The following is an 18,782-nucleotide window of genomic DNA, read 5'->3' on the forward strand; positions in this document are numbered from 1 at the left end:
CGATAATGCCCGAGCAGCAGAACGACATCGACATCAAGCCTCGCAGCCGCGTGGTCACCGACGGCATCGAAGCCACGACTTCCCGCGGAATGCTCCGCGCGGTAGGAATGGGTGATGACGACTGGGACAAGCCCCAGATCGGCATCGCTTCGAGCTGGAATGAAATCACCCCTTGCAACCTCAGCCTCGATCGCCTCGCGCAGGGAGCCAAAGAAGGTGTGCACTCCGGCGGCGGCTATCCGCTGCAGTTCGGCACCATTTCGGTGTCTGACGGCATCTCGATGGGCCACGAAGGCATGCACTTCTCCCTCGTATCGCGGGAGGTCATCGCTGATTCTGTCGAGACCGTGATGATGGCCGAGCGCCTCGATGGCTCCGTGCTTCTCGCCGGCTGCGATAAGTCGATTCCCGGCATGCTGATGTCGGCGGCGCGATTGAACCTTTCGAGCGTATTCCTCTACGCCGGGTCGATCGCACCTGGCTGGGTCAAGCTCAGCGATGGCACCGAGAAAGACATCACGATCATCGACTCCTTCGAGGGCGTCGGCGCGTGCATGGCGGGTCGCATGAGCGAAGCCGACCTCAAGCGCATCGAGTGTGCGTTCGCCCCGGGCGAGGGTGCCTGCGGTGGCATGTACACCGCCAACACGATGGCGTCGGTGGGTGAGGCACTCGGTCTCAGCCTGCCGGGCTCGGCTGCGCCCGCGGCGGCTGACCGTCGCCGTGACTTCTACGCGCATCGCTCCGGCGAGGCCGTCGTGAACTTGCTACGTCTGGGAATCACCACCGGAGATATTCTCACCAAAGAAGCGTTCGAGAACGCGATCGCACTCGCGATGGCACTCGGGGGCTCCACGAACGTGGTTCTGCACCTTCTCGCGATTGCGCGCGAAGCTCAGGTTGATCTTGACCTGCATGACTTCAACCGCATCGGAGACAAGACTCCACACATCGCCGATATGAAGCCGTTCGGTCAGTACGTGATGAACGACGTCGATCGTCACGGCGGAATCCCGGTGATCATGAAGGCGATGCTCGACGAGGGCCTGCTCCACGGCGACGCTCTGACTGTCACAGGAAAAACGCTCGCTGAGAACTTGGCTGACCTCAACCCTGACCCTGTCGACGGGAATGTCATCCACACGTTTGACAACGTGATTCACGCAAGCGGCGGCATCACGATTCTGCACGGTTCGATGGCTCCTGAGGGCGCAGTCGTGAAGTCGGCCGGGTTCGACGCGGATGTGTTCGAAGGCCCCGCTCGCGTGTTCGAGCGTGAGCGCGGCGCAATGGACGCGCTCGAAGCTGGCGAGATCGCTGCGGGCGATGTCGTCGTGATCCGGTACGAGGGACCCAAGGGCGGACCGGGAATGCGCGAGATGCTCGCGATCACCGCGGCCATCAAGGGCGCGGGACTCGGAAAAGATGTACTACTCTTGACGGACGGCAGATTCTCAGGCGGCACAACCGGACTGTGTATCGGCCACATAGCACCCGAAGCAGTGGACGCAGGTCCAATTGCCTTCGTGCGCGATGGTGATCTGATACGGGTCGATATCGCGGCTCGCACTCTCGACCTACTCGTCGATGACGCAGAGCTGAGCTCCCGCCGCGAAGGCTGGGAGCCACTTCCCCCGCGCTATACCCGTGGCGTCCTGGCCAAGTACTCCCGACTCGTTCGCTCTGCTGCGCAGGGCGCGACGACCGGTTGAGCTTCGCCGCAGACATCTCACTCGACTGATCAAGGATCATCATCATGCCCGCCGAATCTGCAACGGCCGTTCCACGGCCGCCCGCACGCACCGCGTCAGCGCCTGTGCTCACGGGAGCGCAGGCGGTCGTCCGCTCGCTGGAACTGCTCGGTGTCACCGACGTGTTCGGCCTGCCGGGCGGCGCCATCCTGCCCGTATACGACCCGCTCATGGACTCCACCGAGTTGCGCCACATCCTGGTTCGCCACGAGCAGGGCGCCGGCCACGCTGCTGAAGGTTACGCCGCAGCATCCAACAAGGTCGGAGTCGCGATTGCGACTTCGGGGCCCGGCGCTACCAACCTGGTAACTGCGATTGCCGATGCCTATATGGACTCGGTACCGCTCGTGTGCATCACCGGTCAGGTGTTCTCGAACCTGATGGGAACCGACGCGTTCCAGGAGGCCGACATCGTCGGCATCACGATGCCAATCACGAAGCACTCGTTCCTCGTGAAAGACGCGTCTGAGATTCCCGGTGCCATTGCGGCGGCTTTCGAGGTCGCGGGCACCGGTCGTCCGGGTCCGGTTCTCGTTGACATCACCAAGGATGCCCAGCAGGCTGAGGCCCCATTCATCTGGCCGCCGAAAATCGACCTGCCTGGCTACCGACCGGTGACCAAAGCACATGGCAAGCAGATTCAGGCGGCGGCACAGCTCATCGCTGAGGCGAGCAAGCCCGTGCTCTATGTCGGTGGCGGCGTGATTCGTGCCCGTGCGTCTGAAGAGTTGCGCGCACTGGCCGAGATCACCGGTGCCCCCGTCGTGACCACCCTCATGGCGCGCGGTGCTTTTCCTGATTCTCATCAGCAGCACCTTGGAATGCCCGGCATGCACGGCACGGTTCCCGCGGTGCTGGCGCTGCAAGAAGCTGACCTGCTTGTCTCGCTGGGAGCGCGCTTCGATGACCGGGTGACAGGCAAGGCGGCGCTCTTCGCGCCGAATGCGAAGGTGATCCACGTCGATATCGATCCGGCCGAGATCGGCAAGATCCGCGCAGCAGAAGTGCCGATTGTCGGAGACCTCAAAGATGTGCTTGTCGACCTCGAGGGCGCCTACCGTGCGGCATCGGCCGAGGGTAAAGCCGATACGACCGAGTGGTGGTCGTTTCTCGATGGTCTCCGCGACGAATTCCCTCTCGGCTACACACAGCCCACTGACGGTCTGATGTCGCCGCAGTATGTGATCTCGCGCATCGGCGAGCTGACCGGGCCTGAGGGTGTCTTTGCCTCTGGCGTGGGTCAGCACCAGATGTGGGCGGCGCAGTTCATCAAGTACGAACGCCCGAACGCCTGGCTGAACTCCGGTGGTGCCGGCACGATGGGCTACTCGGTCCCCGCGGCGATGGGCGCCAAGGTGGCCGAACCCGACCGTCACGTGTGGGCGATCGACGGCGACGGCTGTTTCCAGATGACCAATCAGGAACTCGCCACGTGCGCGATCAACAACATCCCGATCAAGGTCGCCATCATCAACAACTCTTCGTTGGGGATGGTCCGCCAATGGCAGACGCTCTTCTACGACGGCCGCTACTCGCACACCAACTTGAACACCGGTCACGGTACCGCGCGCATTCCCGATTTCGTGAAGCTCTCCGAGGCCTACGGGTGTCTCGCGATCCGCGTCGAGAAGGAAGAAGACGTCGATGCTGCGATTCAGCTCGCGCTCGACACCAACGATCGCCCGGTCGTGATCGATTTCGTGGTGAGCGCCGATTCGATGGTCTGGCCGATGGTGCCGCAGGGAGTCAGCAACAGCTACGTCCAGTATGCGCGCGATCACGCACCATCATTCGATCAGGAGGACTGAGCCATGACTACCCACGTGCTGAGTCTTCTGGTGGAAGACAAGCCCGGTCTGCTTACTCGCGTCGCGGGACTCTTTGCCCGTCGCGGTTTCAACATCGAGTCTCTCGCCGTGGGCGTGACCGAGGTGCCTGGCCTCTCACGCATCACGGTGGTTGTCGATGTTGATCAGTTGCCGCTGGAACAGGTAACCAAACAGCTCAACAAGCTCGTCAATGTGCTCAAGATCGTGGAGTTGGACTACTCCACCTCTGTGCAGCGCGAGCACGTGCTCGTCAAGGTTCGAGCAGACAACACCAACCGCTCGAACGTGCTCGAAGTAGTGAGTCTGTTCCGTGCATCCGTCGTCGACTACGCGCCCGAGGCAATCGTCGCCGAGGTGACCGGCGACAAAGGCAAGATCGACGCCTTCCTTCGCGCACTCGAGCCGTTCGGCATCAAAGAGCTCGCCCAGAGTGGCTTGCTGGCCATCGGACGCGGTGGCAAGAGCATCACAGAGCGCGTTCTGCGCGGCTGACATCAATTACAAGACCACAAACAAGGAGAAATACCCCCATGGCTGAGATTTTCTACGACGCCGACGCTGACCTGAGCATCGTTCAGAACAAGAAGGTCGCAATCGTCGGCTACGGCTCGCAGGGTCACGCCCACGCGCTCAACCTTCGCGACTCCGGTGTCGAGGTCGCAATCGCGCTCAAGGATGGCTCGAAGTCGGCTGCCAAGGCCACCGACGAGGGCTTCGAAGTCAAGAGCGTTGCTGACGCGACCGAGTGGGCTGACATCATCATGATCCTGGCTCCCGACCAGCACCAGCGCTCCATCTTCACCGACAGCATCAAGGCGAACCTGACCGAGGGCAAGACACTTGCCTTCGCGCACGGCTTCAACATCCGCTTCGGCTACATCGACGCGCCCGAGGGCGTTGACGTGATTCTCGTCGCACCGAAGGCTCCCGGGCACACTGTGCGCCGCGAGTTCGTTGCAGGTCGTGGCATCCCCGACATCATCGCCGTCGAGCGCGACGCTTCGGGCACCGCGTGGGCAACTGCGCTTTCGTACGCGAAGGCCATTGGCGGCACGCGCGCTGGCGTTATCAAGACCACCTTCACCGAAGAGACCGAGACCGACCTGTTCGGCGAGCAGTCCGTGCTTTGCGGCGGCACCTCGCAGCTGGTCCAGTACGGCTTCGAGACGCTGACCGAGGCGGGCTACCAGCCTGAGATCGCATATTTCGAGGTGCTTCACGAGCTCAAGCTCATCGTCGACCTCATGTGGGAGGGCGGCATTGCCAAGCAGCGCTGGTCGATCTCTGACACCGCTGAATACGGCGACTACGTGTCAGGCCCTCGCGTGATCGACCCGAGCGTCAAGGAGAACATGAAGGCGGTGCTGGCAGACATTCAGTCGGGTGCATTCGCCAAGCGTTTCATTGACGATCAGGATGCTGGCGCTCCCGAATTCCTCGAGTTGCGTGCCAAGGGCGCAGACCACCCGATCGAGGCGACAGGCAAGGAGCTTCGCGGGCTCTTCGCGTGGAAGCAGACCGACGAGGATTACACCGAAGGCAGCGCAGCGCGCTGATCTCCTCTTAGACCGCCGTCCCATCCGGCACGGCTCTTGACCGGCCGTCACGCTCCTAACCCGGAGCGTGGCGGCCGGTCTTATCACAGGCGCCCGAATAGTGTTCGATCGGTGCACGATAGGCGGGCAGGGCTACCCTGGAGGTGTGAGTTCACACCGAGACGATGCCCTCAGCTGGGACGGCGATGACGACCCGACGCTCGATGTTGCGCCGGCGCCAGCGCCAACAGCGTCTCCGTCGCTGCCCAAGGGCTACTCCGCGGTGGGCAAGGGGAGCGAAAGTCTCCATGATGCTTCGAAGGCTGTGCCCGCCACCGACGAATCCGATTCGACGGCGCTGCGCGAAGCCGAGGAGCGCACTGCGGTGAGGCCGATGGGCAACGCTGCGCTGGTGACCATCGGTGTTGTCGGTGGAGCGTATGCCTTGTACGTAGTCGGCTGGGTTATCGGGGGACTGCGGTTGCAAGGTCTCGCGCAGTATCTCGTCACCGATTTCATGTTTCTCGCGAGCTTCTGGTTGGCGGCGCTCGCACCCGTCATCTGGTTTGGCACGACGTTTCTTCTCACGCGTCACTCAAAGACCTGGGTGCGTATCGCCTGGCTCTTTGCCGGGTTGATTCTTCTCGTGCCGTGGCCCTTTGTGATGACAGGGACGGTGGGACAGTGAGTACTGAAGCGATGGATGCTGCGCCTACGGCGTCACGAAGGTCTCCTACTTGGCTTGTGGCGACAATTTCAGGTTTCTTCGGACTCTTCTACGTCTACGCAATGTGGAACGCGATCGGCAATCTCGTCCAAACGGTTCAGGTTGCGGGCGATCTCGGCTTGAGCCTCAATGCGCTCGGTTGGTTCCTGTGGATCTTCGCAACAGCTTTCCCGCTGCTCATTTGGGGCGCGGCATTTGCGCTGGGGTCGCGGCGCAAGGGGCACGAGCTTTTGCTCATCATGCTCGCAGGTCTCGCGCTGGTCGCGGTGTTCTGGCTGAACGTTATCGCCTATTCAACGCTCAACACGTCGCTGCTGGTGGGCTGACCCGCAGCGTCACAAGGTGCGCCGCGCGCGTGCGGGCGCGATAGGCTGGATTCGAGATCGCCCCGGTGCCGTGTGGCGTGTAATCCAGTCGTTTCGCTCTGCCGTCGCGCACTGCCCCAAAGGAATCACCTCGTGACGAAGCCTGTTGTGCTCATTGCCGAAGAACTCTCTCCTGCGACGATCGAGGCCCTTGGCCCCGATTTTGACGTTCGCCAAATCGATGGAGCCGATCGCGCCGCGCTGTTGCCAGCTCTGGCAGACGCCCATGCCGTGCTGATTCGGTCGGCGACCAAGATGGATGCTGAAGCGATTGCGGCGGCGCCCGTGCTCAAGGTGATCGCCCGTGCCGGCGTCGGCCTCGACAACGTGGACATCAAGTCCGCTACCACCGCAGGCGTCATGGTGGTGAATGCGCCGACATCGAACATCATCTCGGCCGCCGAGCTCACCGTCGGACACATTCTGTCGCTTGCGCGCCGCATTCCCGCCGCGCACGCTTCGCTGGCCGAGGGGCTGTGGAAGCGCAGTTCTTATACCGGTGTCGAACTTTTTGAAAAGACTGTCGGCATCATTGGCCTCGGGCGTATCGGAGCCCTCATCACCGCACGCCTGCAGGCTTTCGGGGTCAGCGTTGTCGCGTATGACCCCTACGTCACGCCGGCGCGCGCGCAGCAGCTTGGTGTGACGCTCGTCGGCCTCGACGAGCTGCTCGCCCAGAGCGACTTCGTCACGATTCACATGCCGAAAACGCCCGAGACGACGGGCATGATCGGTGCGGAGCAGTTCCGCATCATGAAGCCGACCGCCTACGTCGTGAACGTTGCTCGTGGGGGGCTCATTGACGAAGAGGCGCTCTACACGGCCCTCACCACGAACGAGATCGCCGGTGCAGGCCTCGACGTCTTCACAAGCGAGCCTCCGAAGCCCGAGGGCACGGCATTCCCGCTGCTGAGCCTGCCAAACGTCGTTGTGACGCCTCACCTGGGAGCATCCACCGACGAAGCACAAGAGAAGGCTGGCGTCTCGGTGGCAAAGTCGGTCAAGCTCGCGCTCGAGGGCGACCTCGTGCCAGACGCCGTAAACGTTGCCGGCGGTGTGATTGATCCATTTGTACGCCCGGGAATCGCGCTCGTCGAGCAGTTGGGTCAGTTCTTCACCGGCCTCGCTCAGAGCGCGCTCACCAGTCTCGACATCGAAGTTCGGGGTGAGCTCGCCAAGTACGACGTCAGCGTCTACCGCCTCGCAGCGCTCAAGGGCATTCTCGCAAATGTCGTGAGCGAGAACGTCTCGTACGTCAACGCGCCCCTGTTCGCCGAGCAGCGGGGCATCGAGACGCGACTCATTGTTGAAGAAGAGAGTCCGCAGTATCGCAACATCACGATCCTGCACGGCACACTTGCTGATGGCAGCGTACTCAGCGTGGCGGGCACTCTCGCTGGAACGCGAATGATTCCAAAGGTCGTGGGCATTAACGGCTACGAGATCGAAGTGCCCATCGAGCGCCACCACGTCGTGATGCGCTATGCGGATCGCCCGGGAATCGTGGCGATCTACGGCCAGAAGCTCGGCGGGGCGGGAATCAACATCGCAGGACTGCAGGTTGCTGCTCCTGACTCGACCGGGCGCGCACTCTCGGTGCTGACAGTCGACTCGCCGGTTCCTGATGCGCTGCTCGACGAGATGCGTGCGGCCGTTGAGGCGGACCTGTTCCAGCAGATTGAGCTCACCGAGGCGTAGAGCCTAGGTGCGAGTGGCGCGCTCGACGAGTTTGATCAGCGCGTCCATCGCTGGCCCGGTGGGCACGGGGCCCGCGACAGCAGAACCTGCGAGCGCGTTGTTGTAGTACAGGCCGTCGCTGACGAGCATCACCAGGTCGTGGGCGGTCTCATCTGCCACATGCGGGCGAATCGCGTTGCTCCATCGTTCTCGCACATCGTGTAGGGCAGATACGGCGTGCGTGTTTCCTCCCTGCGCGAGACGTGACACCGCAATCAACACGCGATCAAGGGCGCTGCTTTCCATGGCCGATGAGCGCATGAAGTACGCCACGGGCCCTTCGTCGGCAGTAATGATGGCGGCGATGTCTTCGTCGACGAGCACGCTCAAGCGTGCGACCAGCGCGAGCTCGAGGGCTTCCTTCGTGCCGAAATGATAGAGCAGGCCGCCCTTGGAAACTCCGGCCGCGCGGGCAGTGGCCTCCAGTGTGGCCGCGCGCTCTCCGTCATCGATCATGATCTGCTCGAACGCATCGAGGACTTTCTCGCGTGCGAGGGGAGGGCGACTCATGACTCGATCGTATCGACGTCGGATCGCATGCTCTGATACTATACCGGCTGGACGGTATAGAAACTGAGGACGAGATGATCACGGCCACACTGAGGCAGCCCCGCGTCGCTGAGGGCGAACGGGTGGGATGGCGTGGTTGGGCTGCCCTGGTGGTGCTGATGTTGCCCGTGTTGCTGGTGTCGGTCGACAACACGGTGCTCAGTTTCGCTTTGCCCGCCATTGCTCTCGACCTGGAACCCAGCAGCGCGCAACAGCTCTGGATTATCGACGCATACCCACTCGTGCTGGCGGGACTGCTGGTCACGATGGGCTCACTCGGCGATCGCTTCGGTCGCAGACGCATGCTGCTCATCGGTGCCTCGGGGTTCGCCGCGGTCTCTGTGCTTGCCGCGCTTGCACCCACTGCCGCGTTGCTGATTGGTGCTCGTGCCCTGATGGGTGTGTTTGGCGCAATGCTGATGCCCTCCACGCTCTCGCTGTTGCGCAGCATCTTCACGAATCGTGATCAGCGGCGCTTCGCCATTGCGGTGTGGGCCGCTGCCTTCAGCGCCGGCGCGGCGCTGGGCCCGATCGTTGGGGGAGTGCTGCTCGAGCACTTCGCCTGGGGGTCGGTCTTTCTGATGTCTGTGCCCGTGCTTATTCCGTTGTTGGTGCTCGCGCCCATGTTGGTTCCAGAGAGCCGTGACCCACAGCCCGGCCCCCTCGACCCCGCCAGCATCGGCTTGTCGATGGCGGCCATGGTCCCGTTTGTCTGGGGAATCAAAGAACTCGCCGTTCATGGGTTAGAAAGCCTCGGCATTCCGCTCATCGTGACCGGCGCGATCTTCGCTGCACTTTTCGTGCGTCGGCAGGTGCGAGTGTCGACGCCAATGCTCGATATGGCGCTGTTCAAGAACGGCGCGTTCAGCGGCGCGCTGTTGGTCAACTTGTTGAGCGTCATTTCGCTCGTGGGCTTTCTGTTTTTCGTGACCCAGCATTTGCAGCTGGTGGTCGGGCTCAGTCCCTTTGCCGCTGGGCTGGCTCTCGTACCAGGGCTGCTGGCGATGATTCTCTCGGGCCTCACCGTGGTGCCCGTCGCCAAGCGTTACGCCCCCCGGATCGTTGTGCCAGTGGCGCTGACCTTCTCGCTGATCGGCTATCTCGGGGTGGCGATGTCAACCGAGAACCTATGGATGCTGGTTGCGTCATTCGTCTCGTTGGGTATTGGAATCGGCGCGGCCGAGACGGTGTCGAACGAACTTGTTCTCGCGAGCGCGCCGCCAGCGAAGGCTGGCGCCGCGAGTGCGGTCTCGGAGACGGCGTACGAGGTCGGTGCGGTACTCGGCACCGCGATGCTGGGCGGCATCCTGACCGCGATCTATCGCAACAGTTTCTTGGTGCCCGCCGGTGTGCCGAGTGAATACGCATTTGACGCGCGCGAGACGCTGGCGGGTGCGACTCACGCGGCGAGCGAACTCGGTGGACCGGTTGGCGATGCACTTCGCGAGGCGTCGACTCACGCATTCGATGCCGGCGTGAGCGTAACGGCGCTGATCGGGGCGGGCCTGGTTGTTCTCGCGGCGGGCATCGGGGCGACTACCCTGGGAGGGACCCGCTCGGCACCGGCCGTGGAGCATTGATCCTTCAGCGGGGCAGATCCCTGAACTACAAGGAGAGCGATGTCGCGCGTCCCTGAATCCCGTGTCATCAAACTCGCCGTCATTCCCGGTGACGGCATTGGCCCTGAAGTGATTGCGGAAGCCGAGAAGGTGCTCGAAGTCGCGACCGCGGACAGCAGCATCCGGTTCGACAAGACCCGATTCTCGCTGGGCGCCGCGCGCTTTCTTGAGACAGGTGACACTCTTACCGACGACGATCTCACTTCGATCGGTGCTCACGATGCGATTCTGCTCGGCGCTGTCGGGGGAGTGCCCGGAGACGAAAGACTGAAGAATGCGAACATCGAGCGCGGTCTGTTGCTAAGACTGCGGTTCGCGCTTGATCACTACGTGAACCTGCGACCTTCGAAGCTCTATCCGGGGGTTCCAGGCCCGCTCGCGCAGCCGGGCGACATTGACTTCGTCGTCGTGCGAGAGGGGACGGAGGGCCCCTACGTGGGCAACGGTGGGTCGATTCGCACCGGAACCGCACACGAGGTCGCGAACGAGACGAGTGTGAACACGGCATACGGCATCGAGCGAGTCGTGCGCTATGCGTTCGATCTGGCCGAACGTCGCAACAAGAAGCTGACGCTCGTGCACAAGACCAATGTGCTCGTGCACGCTGGAGGAATGTGGCAGCGCATCGTGAATACGGTGGCGGCCGAGCACCCTGACGTGGTCGTAGACTACCTTCACGTCGACGCGGCGACGATTTTCCTGGTCACGAACCCGGGCCGTTTCGACGTGATCGTCACTGACAACCTTTTCGGTGACATCCTCACTGACCTGGCTGGCGCCGTCACCGGTGGCATCGGCCTCGCTGCTTCGGGAAACATCAACCCCGACGGCGCTTTCCCCTCGATGTTCGAGCCGGTTCACGGATCAGCGCCCGACATTGCAGGACAGCAAAAGGCCGACCCCACGGCCGCGATCCTATCAACGGCTCTACTGCTCGATCACCTTGGGCTGGCAGACGAAGCACAGCGCGTCACCCGCGCAGTGGAAGAGGACATCGCGGCACGAGACGGCGGCTCCCGCGCAACTGCGCAGATCGGCGACGCGATCTCTGCACGCCTACAGGCGTAATCTGAGACACGGCAGCGACGCCCCAACAACCACCCAGGATGTGAAGAAATGACTCTCCTCGACCCCGACACCGATCTCGCCCCGCTCGAGTTCGCCGTCACCCGCAACCTTGCCGCCAAGAATGCCGCCGAACGCGAAGAGATACTCGCGAACCCCGGATTCGGTCAGAAGTTCACCGATCATATGGTCGACATCTGCTGGTCGATCCGTGGCGGCTGGCACCGCCCCCGGGTGCAACCCTACGGTCCCATTGCGCTCGATCCTGCTGCGGCAGTGCTGCACTACGGCCAAGAGATCTTCGAAGGCATCAAGGCCTATCGTCACGCGGATGGCTCGGTGCATACCTTCCGCCCCGACCAGAACGGCAGGCGACTGCAGCGCTCAGCCCGCCGCCTCGCGTTGCCGGAGCTGCCCGTGCAGTACTTCATCCAGTCATTGCGCGAGCTGATCGCCGTCGACGGGAGCTGGGTGCCATCTGGCGATGACCAGAGCCTCTATCTGCGGCCGTTTATGTTTGCAAAAGAGGCGTTCCTCGGGGTTCGGCCCGCGCAAAAGGTTGGCTATTACCTCATCGCTAGCCCTGCCGGTGCATATTTCAGCGGTGGCGTGAAACCCGTCACCATCTGGCTCAGTGAGGACTATGCCCGCGCAGGCAAGGGCGGCACGGGCGCGGCCAAGACGGGCGGCAACTACGCGGCGAGCCTGCTGCCTCAGTCAGAGGCCTACGAGAACGGCTGCGACCAGGTCGTCTTCCTTGACGCGGATCGCAACGTCGAAGAGCTTGGTGGCATGAACGTCGTGTTCGTCTACAAAGACGGAACGATCGTGACGCCGCAATCACCCTCGATCCTTGAGGGCATCACTCGCGATTCGATCCTGCAGCTGGCCAAAGATCGTGGTCACAAAGTGGAAGCACGCGAGGTTTCACTGCAGGAGTGGCGCGACGGCGTGGCATCCGGAGACATCGTTGAGGTGTTCGCGTGCGGCACCGCCGCAGTGGTTACCCCTATCGGCGCACTCAAGAGTGCCGAGTTCATCGATGAACAGCCCATCGGCGAGCTCGCGCTGTCGCTACGCGAAGAGCTGACCGACATCCAGTACGGTCGCCGCGAAGACAAGCACGGCTGGCTCGTGCGCCTTGATGCTTGATCTGCACTGAAGCTACGGCGTGGAGCCGGCGGCGCTGCCGTCGGCTCTAAGCTGGTTACGTGAGAATCGCGCGCTTTAGCCACCAAGAAGGTATCAAATACGGAATCGTCGACGAGACCGATCTGGTCGTGCTCTCTGGCGATCCGATGTTCGCGGGATTCGAACCGACGGGGGAACGGGTTCCGCTTGCCGACGCAGCCCTGCTGGCGCCGGTGATCCCACGCTCGAAGGTTGTGTGTGTGGGCCGCAACTATGCAGATCATGCGGCAGAGCTGGGCAACGAGCTTCCCGCCGAGCCGATGCTCTTCTTCAAGCCGAATACGGCGGTCATCGGTCCAGGCGATGCCATTGTGCGGCCGAAGCAGACCTCGCTGACGAGCTTCGAGGGTGAGCTCGCTGTCGTGATCGGTCGCATTGCGAAGAATGTTCCCGCAGAATCTGCGATGGACTACGTGTTCGGATACACGATCGCCAACGACATCACGGCTCGTGATCTGCAGAAAACCGACGGCCAGTGGGCACGCGCGAAGGGCTTTGATACATTCTGCCCGCTCGGACCCGCGATCGAGACGGAGTTCTCGTTCGACGGCGCTCGCATCACTACTACCGTCAACGGAGAGGTCAAGCAGGATGGCCCGATCAGCGACATGATCTTCTCGGTTGCCGAGATCATCGAGTATGCCTCGGCTGCTTTCACGCTGTTGCCCGGAGACGTCGTTCTCACCGGCACACCCGCTGGTGTCGGTCCGTTCGAGGCTGGCGACATCATCGATGTCGAGATCACTGGTCTCGGTCGACTGCGCAATATCGCACGAGACGCCTAGCGCACGCGGCCGTGGCGTCCACTGTGGGCGGTATGTCGCTCTTCCCCGATGACGTTGCCCGCGTTCAGCGGCGCACCGTTGCGGTGCTTTCCCTCGGCCAGGTGCTTGGCGGTGTTGCGTTCGGCGCGACAATCTCGCTCGGTGCCGTGTTGGCCGCCGATATCTCGGGTGACGACGCGTTCTCGGGGCTTGCTACTGCGGCGGTGACCTTGGGCACCGCCGCGATCGCGGTTCCCCTAGCGGCATTGGCGAGGCGCGGTGGGCGTCGACCCGCGTTGGCTACCGGCATGCTGGTCGCCCTCTGCGGAGTGGTGCTGGTGATCGCGGCCGCGGCGTGGCGCTCGTTTCCGCTCTTGCTCGTGTCGTTCGCGCTCGTCGGGGCGGGACAGGCGGCCAATCTGCAGTCGCGGTTCGCCGCCGCCGACCTGGCAACCGATCGATCCCGTGGCCGTGACCTTTCTCTTGTTGTTTGGGCTACAACTGTTGGTGCGGTGCTCGGACCGAATCTCACCGGCCCAGGCGAGATGCTCGGTGGTGCCGCCGGTATGCCGCCACTGACCGGACCGTACCTATTCACCGTTGTGGCACAGGTACTGGCGATTGCGCTCTATCTGACGTTGCTGCGCCCAGACCCGCTGCTGTTGGCCGTCCGGGTGACGGCGCACGCAACAGGCGCTTCGGGCGCTCGCATCGCTAAGGCCGACGCACCTGCTCTTGCCCGTTACGCGATCTTCGCGATTGCGGCGGCGCACGGCGTAATGGTCTCGGTGATGGCAATGACGCCCGTTCACCTGCTGCACCATGGCGCGTCACTCAGCGTCATCGGCTTCACTATCAGCCTCCACATCGCAGGAATGTACGCGCTCTCACCGATATTCGGGATTCTTGCCGACCGCATGGGCCGCATACCGACAATTCTGCTCGGGCAGGGCTTGCTGGCGGCGGCTCTGGTCACGGCTTCGTTCGGCGAAGATTCCACATTGGCAGTGACGATCGCACTCGTGCTGCTCGGCCTGGGGTGGAGCGCGGCCACCGTTGCCGGATCCGCCCTGCTGACCGAGGCATCGTCTGAACAACAGCGCACGCGGCGGCAAGGTGTGAGCGATCTGACGATGAGCCTCGTGGCCGCGATCGGGGCAATCCTGGCTGGCGTTGTCTTGGCGTGGATCGGCTACGGCGGCTTGGCGATGGTTGTGAGTGTCGCTGTCGTCGCGACGGTAGTGCTTTCTGTTGCGGTGGTGCGTCTGCAGCGCTAGCGGGAGGTGGGCGCAAAGGTAGCCTCGTGTGCATGCCCGTTTCACTTCGCTCTGCGCTCGCGCAGCTCAACAATTCACGCAGTGTCACCAATGGTGTGGTGTCGGCGTCGCTCATGGCTGCGATGACGCTGATCGACCCCCGCCGACTCACCACTGCTCGCAGGCTGATTTATCGTTCGACGATGGCGGCGTTCACCGCGTGGGGCGTGTGGGTGGTGTTGAAAGCCGACGACGACAGCACACTGACTGGCTCCGCGCGCGTTGGCGTCACTGTGGGCGCGGCAGGCGCGACGCTCGGGATTGCCGAAGCAGGGGAAGCTCTGGACGCTCGCCTGAGCGACAGTCTCGTGCGCGCAGGCGCCTCACGGCCACGCGCGATACTGGCCGTCGGCGCCGCAACGATCTCGCTCATTTCGTGGTGGATGGGTCGCACACAGCCGGCAACAGTGCCGCAGGGGAGCATTGATGACGCAGCAGCGGAACAGTTTGTCGCTGTGCCAGACGAGGTTCGCGCGCTCGTTTCGCATCTGCTCTCGGCAAGTAGCGGGTTCGGCGCGCACGAGTTGCGCGCACAGCTTGCCGTTGCGCGCGCGTCGGTCTATGAGGGTTCGCAGCTAGGCGACTTCTGGCCAGGAGTCGGGTTCCAGGTTCCTGCAGATCTGCCGGTCGCGGTGCCTGGCGACGCGACGTTCCCCGTCATCGGGCGTTACCGCGCGCTCGAAGGCCGCACGTTCGACCTTTACCTAGTGGTACAAGACGGCCGGCTCGGCACCTTGGCCGTGAGCGAAGCACGCGACTGGACGGCCGAAGACCTGGAGTCATGGTTGGATGCCGACCACGGTCTGCACGAACTGGGCAGGTGGCCTGCTGTCGATGAAATCGAGGTAATGATCGAGACTCCTGAGGGGTATCAGCCAGCGTAGACGTCAGCATCCGAAAGCCACCACGACGGTGGGCCCGGTCTATCGACCGAGCCCACCGTCGTGTATTGATCTACGAGCGCAGTTACACGCTCGGCGAGGTTCCGCGTGCCTCGGCTTCGAGGATGGAGTCGCGACGAGCATCGAGCTCAGCGATGAGTGCCAGCCTGTCGTTTTTGAATGGCTTGTACAGCAGCGTAAGGAATACGGCATTGACGAGCATGACGCCACAGACCAGCCAGAGCAGCACAGCTTGAAGCCCTACCTCGTCGGCGAGGAAGCCCGCGGTCAATGTCCACACTGCAAAGCCGAGCGACTCGACCACTGAGACATAGATGGCGAACGCGGCGGCGCGCAATTCCGGCGGCACAACGGCCATCACAAGCGGACGGTTGACGCCGGGGTTCAAGCCCTGCATGAGCCCCACGACCGCGAACAGCACGAGGTACGGCAGGATGCCGCCGTAGGCGAACTGGGTCGCGAAGAACGCTGCGACGGCGAAGAGCGCCTGCGCGACCTGCAGCATTGCTACCCGGCCGTAGTTGGGGCTCAGCTTGTTGAGTGCGTCAGAGACGAATCCGCCGACGAAGGTGCCGAGCAGGTAGCCAAGACCAAAGGGCGCCATGATGGTTGCGGCAAGCGCCGTGTCAAAACCGTACTCGTTGACCAGCAGCACCACGCCGAAAGTGGCGACGAGCAGGTGGCTCGAAAGAAGCCGGCTGCCCAGCAGCACCAGATAGCTGGGAATCGTGACGAGGGAGCGAACTTTGGCCCAGGTGATCTTGGATGCGGCCTCACGCTCCTGCTGCGTGAATGTCTTCAGCTGCGCCTCGCCACCTCCGGTGCCCGGATCTTTGTAGAAGACCAGGATCAGAACCCCGAAGAGAACGTTGATTGCTCCGAAGACGAAGAAGCCGTATCGCCACCCGTCTTCGACATTTGCGAGCTGACCGATCAGTGGCGCCATAAGCGAAGCCAGCGCAGCGGTGCCGCCGTAAAGCCACCCAACGACCTGTCCGCGCTTCTTGTCTTCGAACGAGTCACCAATGACCTCGGGCACGATCGCGTGTGCTGCTGCTGTCCCGGCGGCCATGATTCCGTAGAGGATCAGTAGCTGGGTGAAGTCCTGCGAGAGGCCAGCGGCGATCGCCCAGATGCCCCAGAAACCGGTAGCGATCGCGAGGATCAGCTTGCGGCCATACCGCTTCGCGAGAAATACCCATGCGGGTCCGGCGACGACGCCGACAATGCGGCCGACCGCCGCGAGTACACCGAGCGCGCTCGTGGCAAGGCCGAGAGCTGCGGCGATGACGGGAAATAGCGTCGTCGCCATGGAACCTTCGCCGCCGTCGACGACCATGGATCCGCCGAGCACGACCAGGTTGGTCTTGCGACGCGGTACACCGCCCTTCTTGTCGAGGTCACCGTGCCGGATGGCGGCGGTAAGGGTGGGCGGCGCGGGCGGTGACGCGCTCGCTGGCTGTTGTTCGGTGGTCATGTTCCACTCCTTCGTGAATTGGTTTCGGGTGTCGGAGATTTGTTGGCGGGTTTAGGGGACGAACGATCTGGCGCCGCGCTCAGCAAGGATGCTCATGCGGACCTTTTCCCTGTGCTGGCTCTGGTCGAATCGCGGCGGGCGATCAGGTCAACGCGCATCTGTTCGAGCCAGTCCATCCATCGATCGACCGAATCGGCGCCGTAGCCGTGCATTCGATCTCCGGCCCACATCGACACTGCGGCGTCGAATTCCGGAATCGGGGCGATTCCGACCAAACCGCGCGGCCGATCCCGGCCGACGACGACCTGGTTGCGCCGGTAGATCAGTTCGGCGTCGATTTGGGCGATTGCCGCATCGAGATCGAGCGCGACGGTGAACATGAAGCGCGCGACAAAATCGGGATCCTGAAACCGGCTCGTGGGGAGGTAAGGGGAGCGGGCCCACTCGAGCAGCGCCTCGCGGCCGATCTCGGTAATCCGATAGACCTTGGCATCTGGGCGTCCGGGACGCGGGTCAACCTCAAACTCGATCAAGCCATGGCGCACCATTTTGCCGAGCTCGCGATAGATCTGGCTGTGGTGCGTGTTAGAGCGCACGAACTGACCTTCAGTGTCTAGCCACTTCATCAGCTCGTAGCCGGTGAACGGCTTGGTGCCGAGTAGGCCGAGTAATACGTTCTCAAACTTCATTGTTGTCTCCGTTGATATGTGCACAATCACATATGTGATTAGTTTTATATCAGGGATTTGAAAACAAAGTCAAGCACGGTTTTCGCGAAACTGCCGAATGAGCCACCTCGTGACAGGTCAAAGCTCAGGGCGCTCTGCGCCCGGCGATCGTTGCTGCTTATCGACCGAGCGCGGATGCAGCGAGTGCGACGTCAGTCATGTCGTTGAACACATGAAAGGCGACGCGAGCGCGGCCGGCGCGGCCTGAGGCAGTGATTCCAGCAGCATTCAGCTGGCTCAGTTGCTCCCCGTCCGGATCACTCCAGGTGACGATTGCGCTCGGGCGCTCCGGCGCAGGCAGCGCCATGCGTCGGCGAAAGGCTGCTGCGAGATCGGTTGTGTAGTCATACAGTTCGGCGGGATCGATCGACGCGAATAGCTCGAGTGCGGGCTCGGCGCCGACGAACGCTTGCCATGCTGGTGACACATCGAACCGGCTAGCGTCGTCAGCAAGGTCACCTTCGCCGCCGTAGCATGTCGACCATGGGTCACCGCCCGCATACCAACCCGCAAAAAGTGCGGGAATATCGGCAGCGAGTCTTGGCGAGACCGTCAGAAACGACACTCCGCGCGGTGAGCAAAGCCATTTGTAGGCGTGGCACACCAGCGCATCGAACTGCGTGGCGTCGAGCCTGAGCCACCCGATCGCCTGTGTTGCGTCGCAGAAGGTGCGCGCGTTGTGGGCGCGTGCGGCCGCAACGATCGCGGTCGTGTCGGCGACTTCGCCGGTAGACGACTGCACGACCGAGAACACGACGAGTGCGGTGTTGTCAGTAATTGCCTCGGCCAGCAACTCCAGGGGTGCGGTGCGCACGATCAGGACGTGCGGAGAGTGCACGAAAGGCAACACGACCGACGAGAAGTCACCTTCGGCGACCAGCACTTCGGCGCCCGCGGGCAACGAGGCCGCCAGCAAGGCAGTGGTCACCGAAACCTGCGAGCCAATCGCGACGCGACTCGCTTCGACGCCGACCAGTCTGCCGAACAGTGCCCGTGAGTTCTCAACCGTTGCGCAGTATCCGCCGAGATCAACGTGGCCACCGGAAGCAGCGTCCAGATCAGCGATCACAGCCGCCCGCGTGCCTAGCGACGGCAGCCCCGACGTGCACGCTGCAAGATAGCCGCGACCGCCCGTGAAGTGACGGCGGGCATCTGCTACCGACAGCGGACGCGCGTGCTGAGCGGTATCAGTTTGCGCAGTCGAGAAGTTCATGCTCTTACAGTGCT

The 18,782-nt window shown here is 62.8% G+C and carries 17 protein-coding genes; 13 read left to right on the forward strand and 4 right to left on the reverse strand.

The features are described 5' to 3' along the window. The first annotated feature begins 5 nt into the window (after positions 1 to 5). The 7 genes from ilvD (at position 6) to serA (ending at position 7,905) form a co-directional block, all read left to right on the forward strand. Positions 6 to 1,712: a dihydroxy-acid dehydratase gene (gene ilvD, locus SJY18_RS01425; RefSeq protein WP_396668168.1), complete on the forward strand. Its 1,707-nt coding sequence runs from the start codon at positions 6 to 8 to the stop codon at positions 1,710 to 1,712. Between the two features lie 44 nt (positions 1,713 to 1,756). Continuing rightward, positions 1,757 to 3,559, forward strand: coding sequence for an acetolactate synthase large subunit (locus SJY18_RS01430; protein WP_337338161.1), 1,803 nt, complete (start codon positions 1,757 to 1,759; stop codon positions 3,557 to 3,559). A 3-nt stretch (positions 3,560 to 3,562) separates the two neighbouring features. Further along, positions 3,563 to 4,072, forward strand: coding sequence for an acetolactate synthase small subunit (ilvN, locus tag SJY18_RS01435; protein WP_337338160.1), 510 nt, complete (start codon positions 3,563 to 3,565; stop codon positions 4,070 to 4,072). Between the two features lie 38 nt (positions 4,073 to 4,110). Next, a complete protein-coding gene (gene ilvC / locus SJY18_RS01440) occupies positions 4,111 to 5,136 on the forward strand; it encodes a ketol-acid reductoisomerase (protein WP_337338159.1) in 1,026 nt (341 codons plus the stop codon). Between the two features lie 145 nt (positions 5,137 to 5,281). Next, the gene (locus SJY18_RS01445) at positions 5,282 to 5,803 is read left to right on the forward strand and encodes a DNA polymerase III subunit gamma/tau (RefSeq protein WP_396668169.1); all 522 of its coding nucleotides are present in this window, start codon (positions 5,282 to 5,284) and stop codon (positions 5,801 to 5,803) included. Continuing rightward, positions 5,800 to 6,168, forward strand: coding sequence for a bacitracin resistance protein (locus SJY18_RS01450; protein ID WP_337338157.1), 369 nt, complete (start codon positions 5,800 to 5,802; stop codon positions 6,166 to 6,168). The genes SJY18_RS01445 and SJY18_RS01450 overlap by 4 nt, the downstream gene beginning before the upstream one ends. 132 nt (positions 6,169 to 6,300) lie before the next feature. After that, positions 6,301 to 7,905 (forward strand): phosphoglycerate dehydrogenase, encoded by a 1,605-nt coding sequence (gene serA / locus SJY18_RS01455; RefSeq protein WP_337338156.1) that lies wholly within the window; start codon positions 6,301 to 6,303, stop codon positions 7,903 to 7,905. Positions 7,906 to 7,908: 3 nt separating this feature from the next. On the opposite strand, the gene SJY18_RS01460 is transcribed toward serA, so the two are convergent. After that, positions 7,909 to 8,454 (reverse strand): helix-turn-helix domain-containing protein, encoded by a 546-nt coding sequence (locus SJY18_RS01460; RefSeq protein ID WP_337338155.1) that lies wholly within the window; start codon positions 8,452 to 8,454, stop codon positions 7,909 to 7,911. A 74-nt stretch (positions 8,455 to 8,528) separates the two neighbouring features. On the opposite strand from SJY18_RS01460, the gene SJY18_RS01465 reads away from it, so the two are divergent. The 6 genes from SJY18_RS01465 to SJY18_RS01490 are packed head-to-tail and all read left to right on the forward strand — an operon-like array spanning position 8,529 to position 15,332. Next, positions 8,529 to 10,073: an MFS transporter gene (locus tag SJY18_RS01465; protein ID WP_396668170.1), complete on the forward strand. Its 1,545-nt coding sequence runs from the start codon at positions 8,529 to 8,531 to the stop codon at positions 10,071 to 10,073. Between the two features lie 39 nt (positions 10,074 to 10,112). Further along, positions 10,113 to 11,180: a 3-isopropylmalate dehydrogenase gene (locus tag SJY18_RS01470; RefSeq protein ID WP_396668171.1), complete on the forward strand. Its 1,068-nt coding sequence runs from the start codon at positions 10,113 to 10,115 to the stop codon at positions 11,178 to 11,180. A gap of 48 nt (positions 11,181 to 11,228) precedes the next feature. Next, positions 11,229 to 12,329, forward strand: coding sequence for a branched-chain amino acid aminotransferase (locus SJY18_RS01475; RefSeq protein ID WP_337338152.1), 1,101 nt, complete (start codon positions 11,229 to 11,231; stop codon positions 12,327 to 12,329). A gap of 59 nt (positions 12,330 to 12,388) precedes the next feature. Further along, entirely contained in the window at positions 12,389 to 13,153 is a 765-nt protein-coding gene (locus SJY18_RS01480) for a fumarylacetoacetate hydrolase family protein (protein WP_337338151.1), read from the forward strand. Positions 13,154 to 13,185: 32 nt separating this feature from the next. After that, positions 13,186 to 14,409 (forward strand): MFS transporter, encoded by a 1,224-nt coding sequence (locus SJY18_RS01485; RefSeq protein WP_396668172.1) that lies wholly within the window; start codon positions 13,186 to 13,188, stop codon positions 14,407 to 14,409. 32 nt (positions 14,410 to 14,441) lie between these two features. Beyond that, the gene (locus tag SJY18_RS01490) at positions 14,442 to 15,332 is read left to right on the forward strand and encodes a hypothetical protein (protein WP_337338149.1); all 891 of its coding nucleotides are present in this window, start codon (positions 14,442 to 14,444) and stop codon (positions 15,330 to 15,332) included. A gap of 82 nt (positions 15,333 to 15,414) precedes the next feature. Here SJY18_RS01490 and SJY18_RS01495 read toward each other — a convergent pair whose 3' ends face one another. From SJY18_RS01495 to SJY18_RS01505, 3 genes are all read right to left on the reverse strand, one after another. Continuing rightward, a complete protein-coding gene (locus SJY18_RS01495) occupies positions 15,415 to 16,827 on the reverse strand; it encodes an MFS transporter (RefSeq protein ID WP_396668173.1) in 1,413 nt (470 codons plus the stop codon). Positions 16,828 to 16,919: 92 nt separating this feature from the next. After that, entirely contained in the window at positions 16,920 to 17,516 is a 597-nt protein-coding gene (locus tag SJY18_RS01500) for a PadR family transcriptional regulator (RefSeq protein ID WP_396668174.1), read from the reverse strand. A 157-nt stretch (positions 17,517 to 17,673) separates the two neighbouring features. Next, a complete protein-coding gene (locus SJY18_RS01505) occupies positions 17,674 to 18,768 on the reverse strand; it encodes an aminotransferase class V-fold PLP-dependent enzyme (RefSeq protein WP_396668175.1) in 1,095 nt (364 codons plus the stop codon). Positions 18,769 to 18,782 lie beyond the last annotated feature (14 nt).

This window comes from Microbacterium sp. R86528 (assembly GCF_044596335.1).
Lineage (GTDB): Bacteria > Actinomycetota > Actinomycetes > Actinomycetales > Microbacteriaceae > Microbacterium > Microbacterium marmarense.

Excerpts from the sequence above, each read along its gene's own strand:
- SJY18_RS01485 (WP_396668172.1), top strand. The coding sequence starts at position 13,186 with ATGTCGCTCTTCCCCGATGACGTTGCCCGCGTTCAGCGGCGCACCGTT.
- SJY18_RS01500 (WP_396668174.1), bottom strand. The coding sequence starts at position 17,516 with ATGAAGTTTGAGAACGTATTACTCGGCCTACTCGGCACCAAGCCGTTC.
- SJY18_RS01490 (WP_337338149.1), top strand. The coding sequence starts at position 14,442 with ATGCCCGTTTCACTTCGCTCTGCGCTCGCGCAGCTCAACAATTCACGC.
- SJY18_RS01460 (WP_337338155.1), bottom strand. The coding sequence starts at position 8,454 with ATGAGTCGCCCTCCCCTCGCACGCGAGAAAGTCCTCGATGCGTTCGAG.
- ilvC (WP_337338159.1), top strand. The coding sequence starts at position 4,111 with ATGGCTGAGATTTTCTACGACGCCGACGCTGACCTGAGCATCGTTCAG.
- SJY18_RS01495 (WP_396668173.1), bottom strand. The coding sequence starts at position 16,827 with ATGACCACCGAACAACAGCCAGCGAGCGCGTCACCGCCCGCGCCGCCC.
- SJY18_RS01470 (WP_396668171.1), top strand. The coding sequence starts at position 10,113 with ATGTCGCGCGTCCCTGAATCCCGTGTCATCAAACTCGCCGTCATTCCC.
- ilvN (WP_337338160.1), top strand. The coding sequence starts at position 3,563 with ATGACTACCCACGTGCTGAGTCTTCTGGTGGAAGACAAGCCCGGTCTG.
- ilvD (WP_396668168.1), top strand. The coding sequence starts at position 6 with ATGCCCGAGCAGCAGAACGACATCGACATCAAGCCTCGCAGCCGCGTG.
- SJY18_RS01465 (WP_396668170.1), top strand. The coding sequence starts at position 8,529 with ATGATCACGGCCACACTGAGGCAGCCCCGCGTCGCTGAGGGCGAACGG.
- SJY18_RS01475 (WP_337338152.1), top strand. The coding sequence starts at position 11,229 with ATGACTCTCCTCGACCCCGACACCGATCTCGCCCCGCTCGAGTTCGCC.
- SJY18_RS01430 (WP_337338161.1), top strand. The coding sequence starts at position 1,757 with ATGCCCGCCGAATCTGCAACGGCCGTTCCACGGCCGCCCGCACGCACC.
- SJY18_RS01505 (WP_396668175.1), bottom strand. The coding sequence starts at position 18,768 with ATGAACTTCTCGACTGCGCAAACTGATACCGCTCAGCACGCGCGTCCG.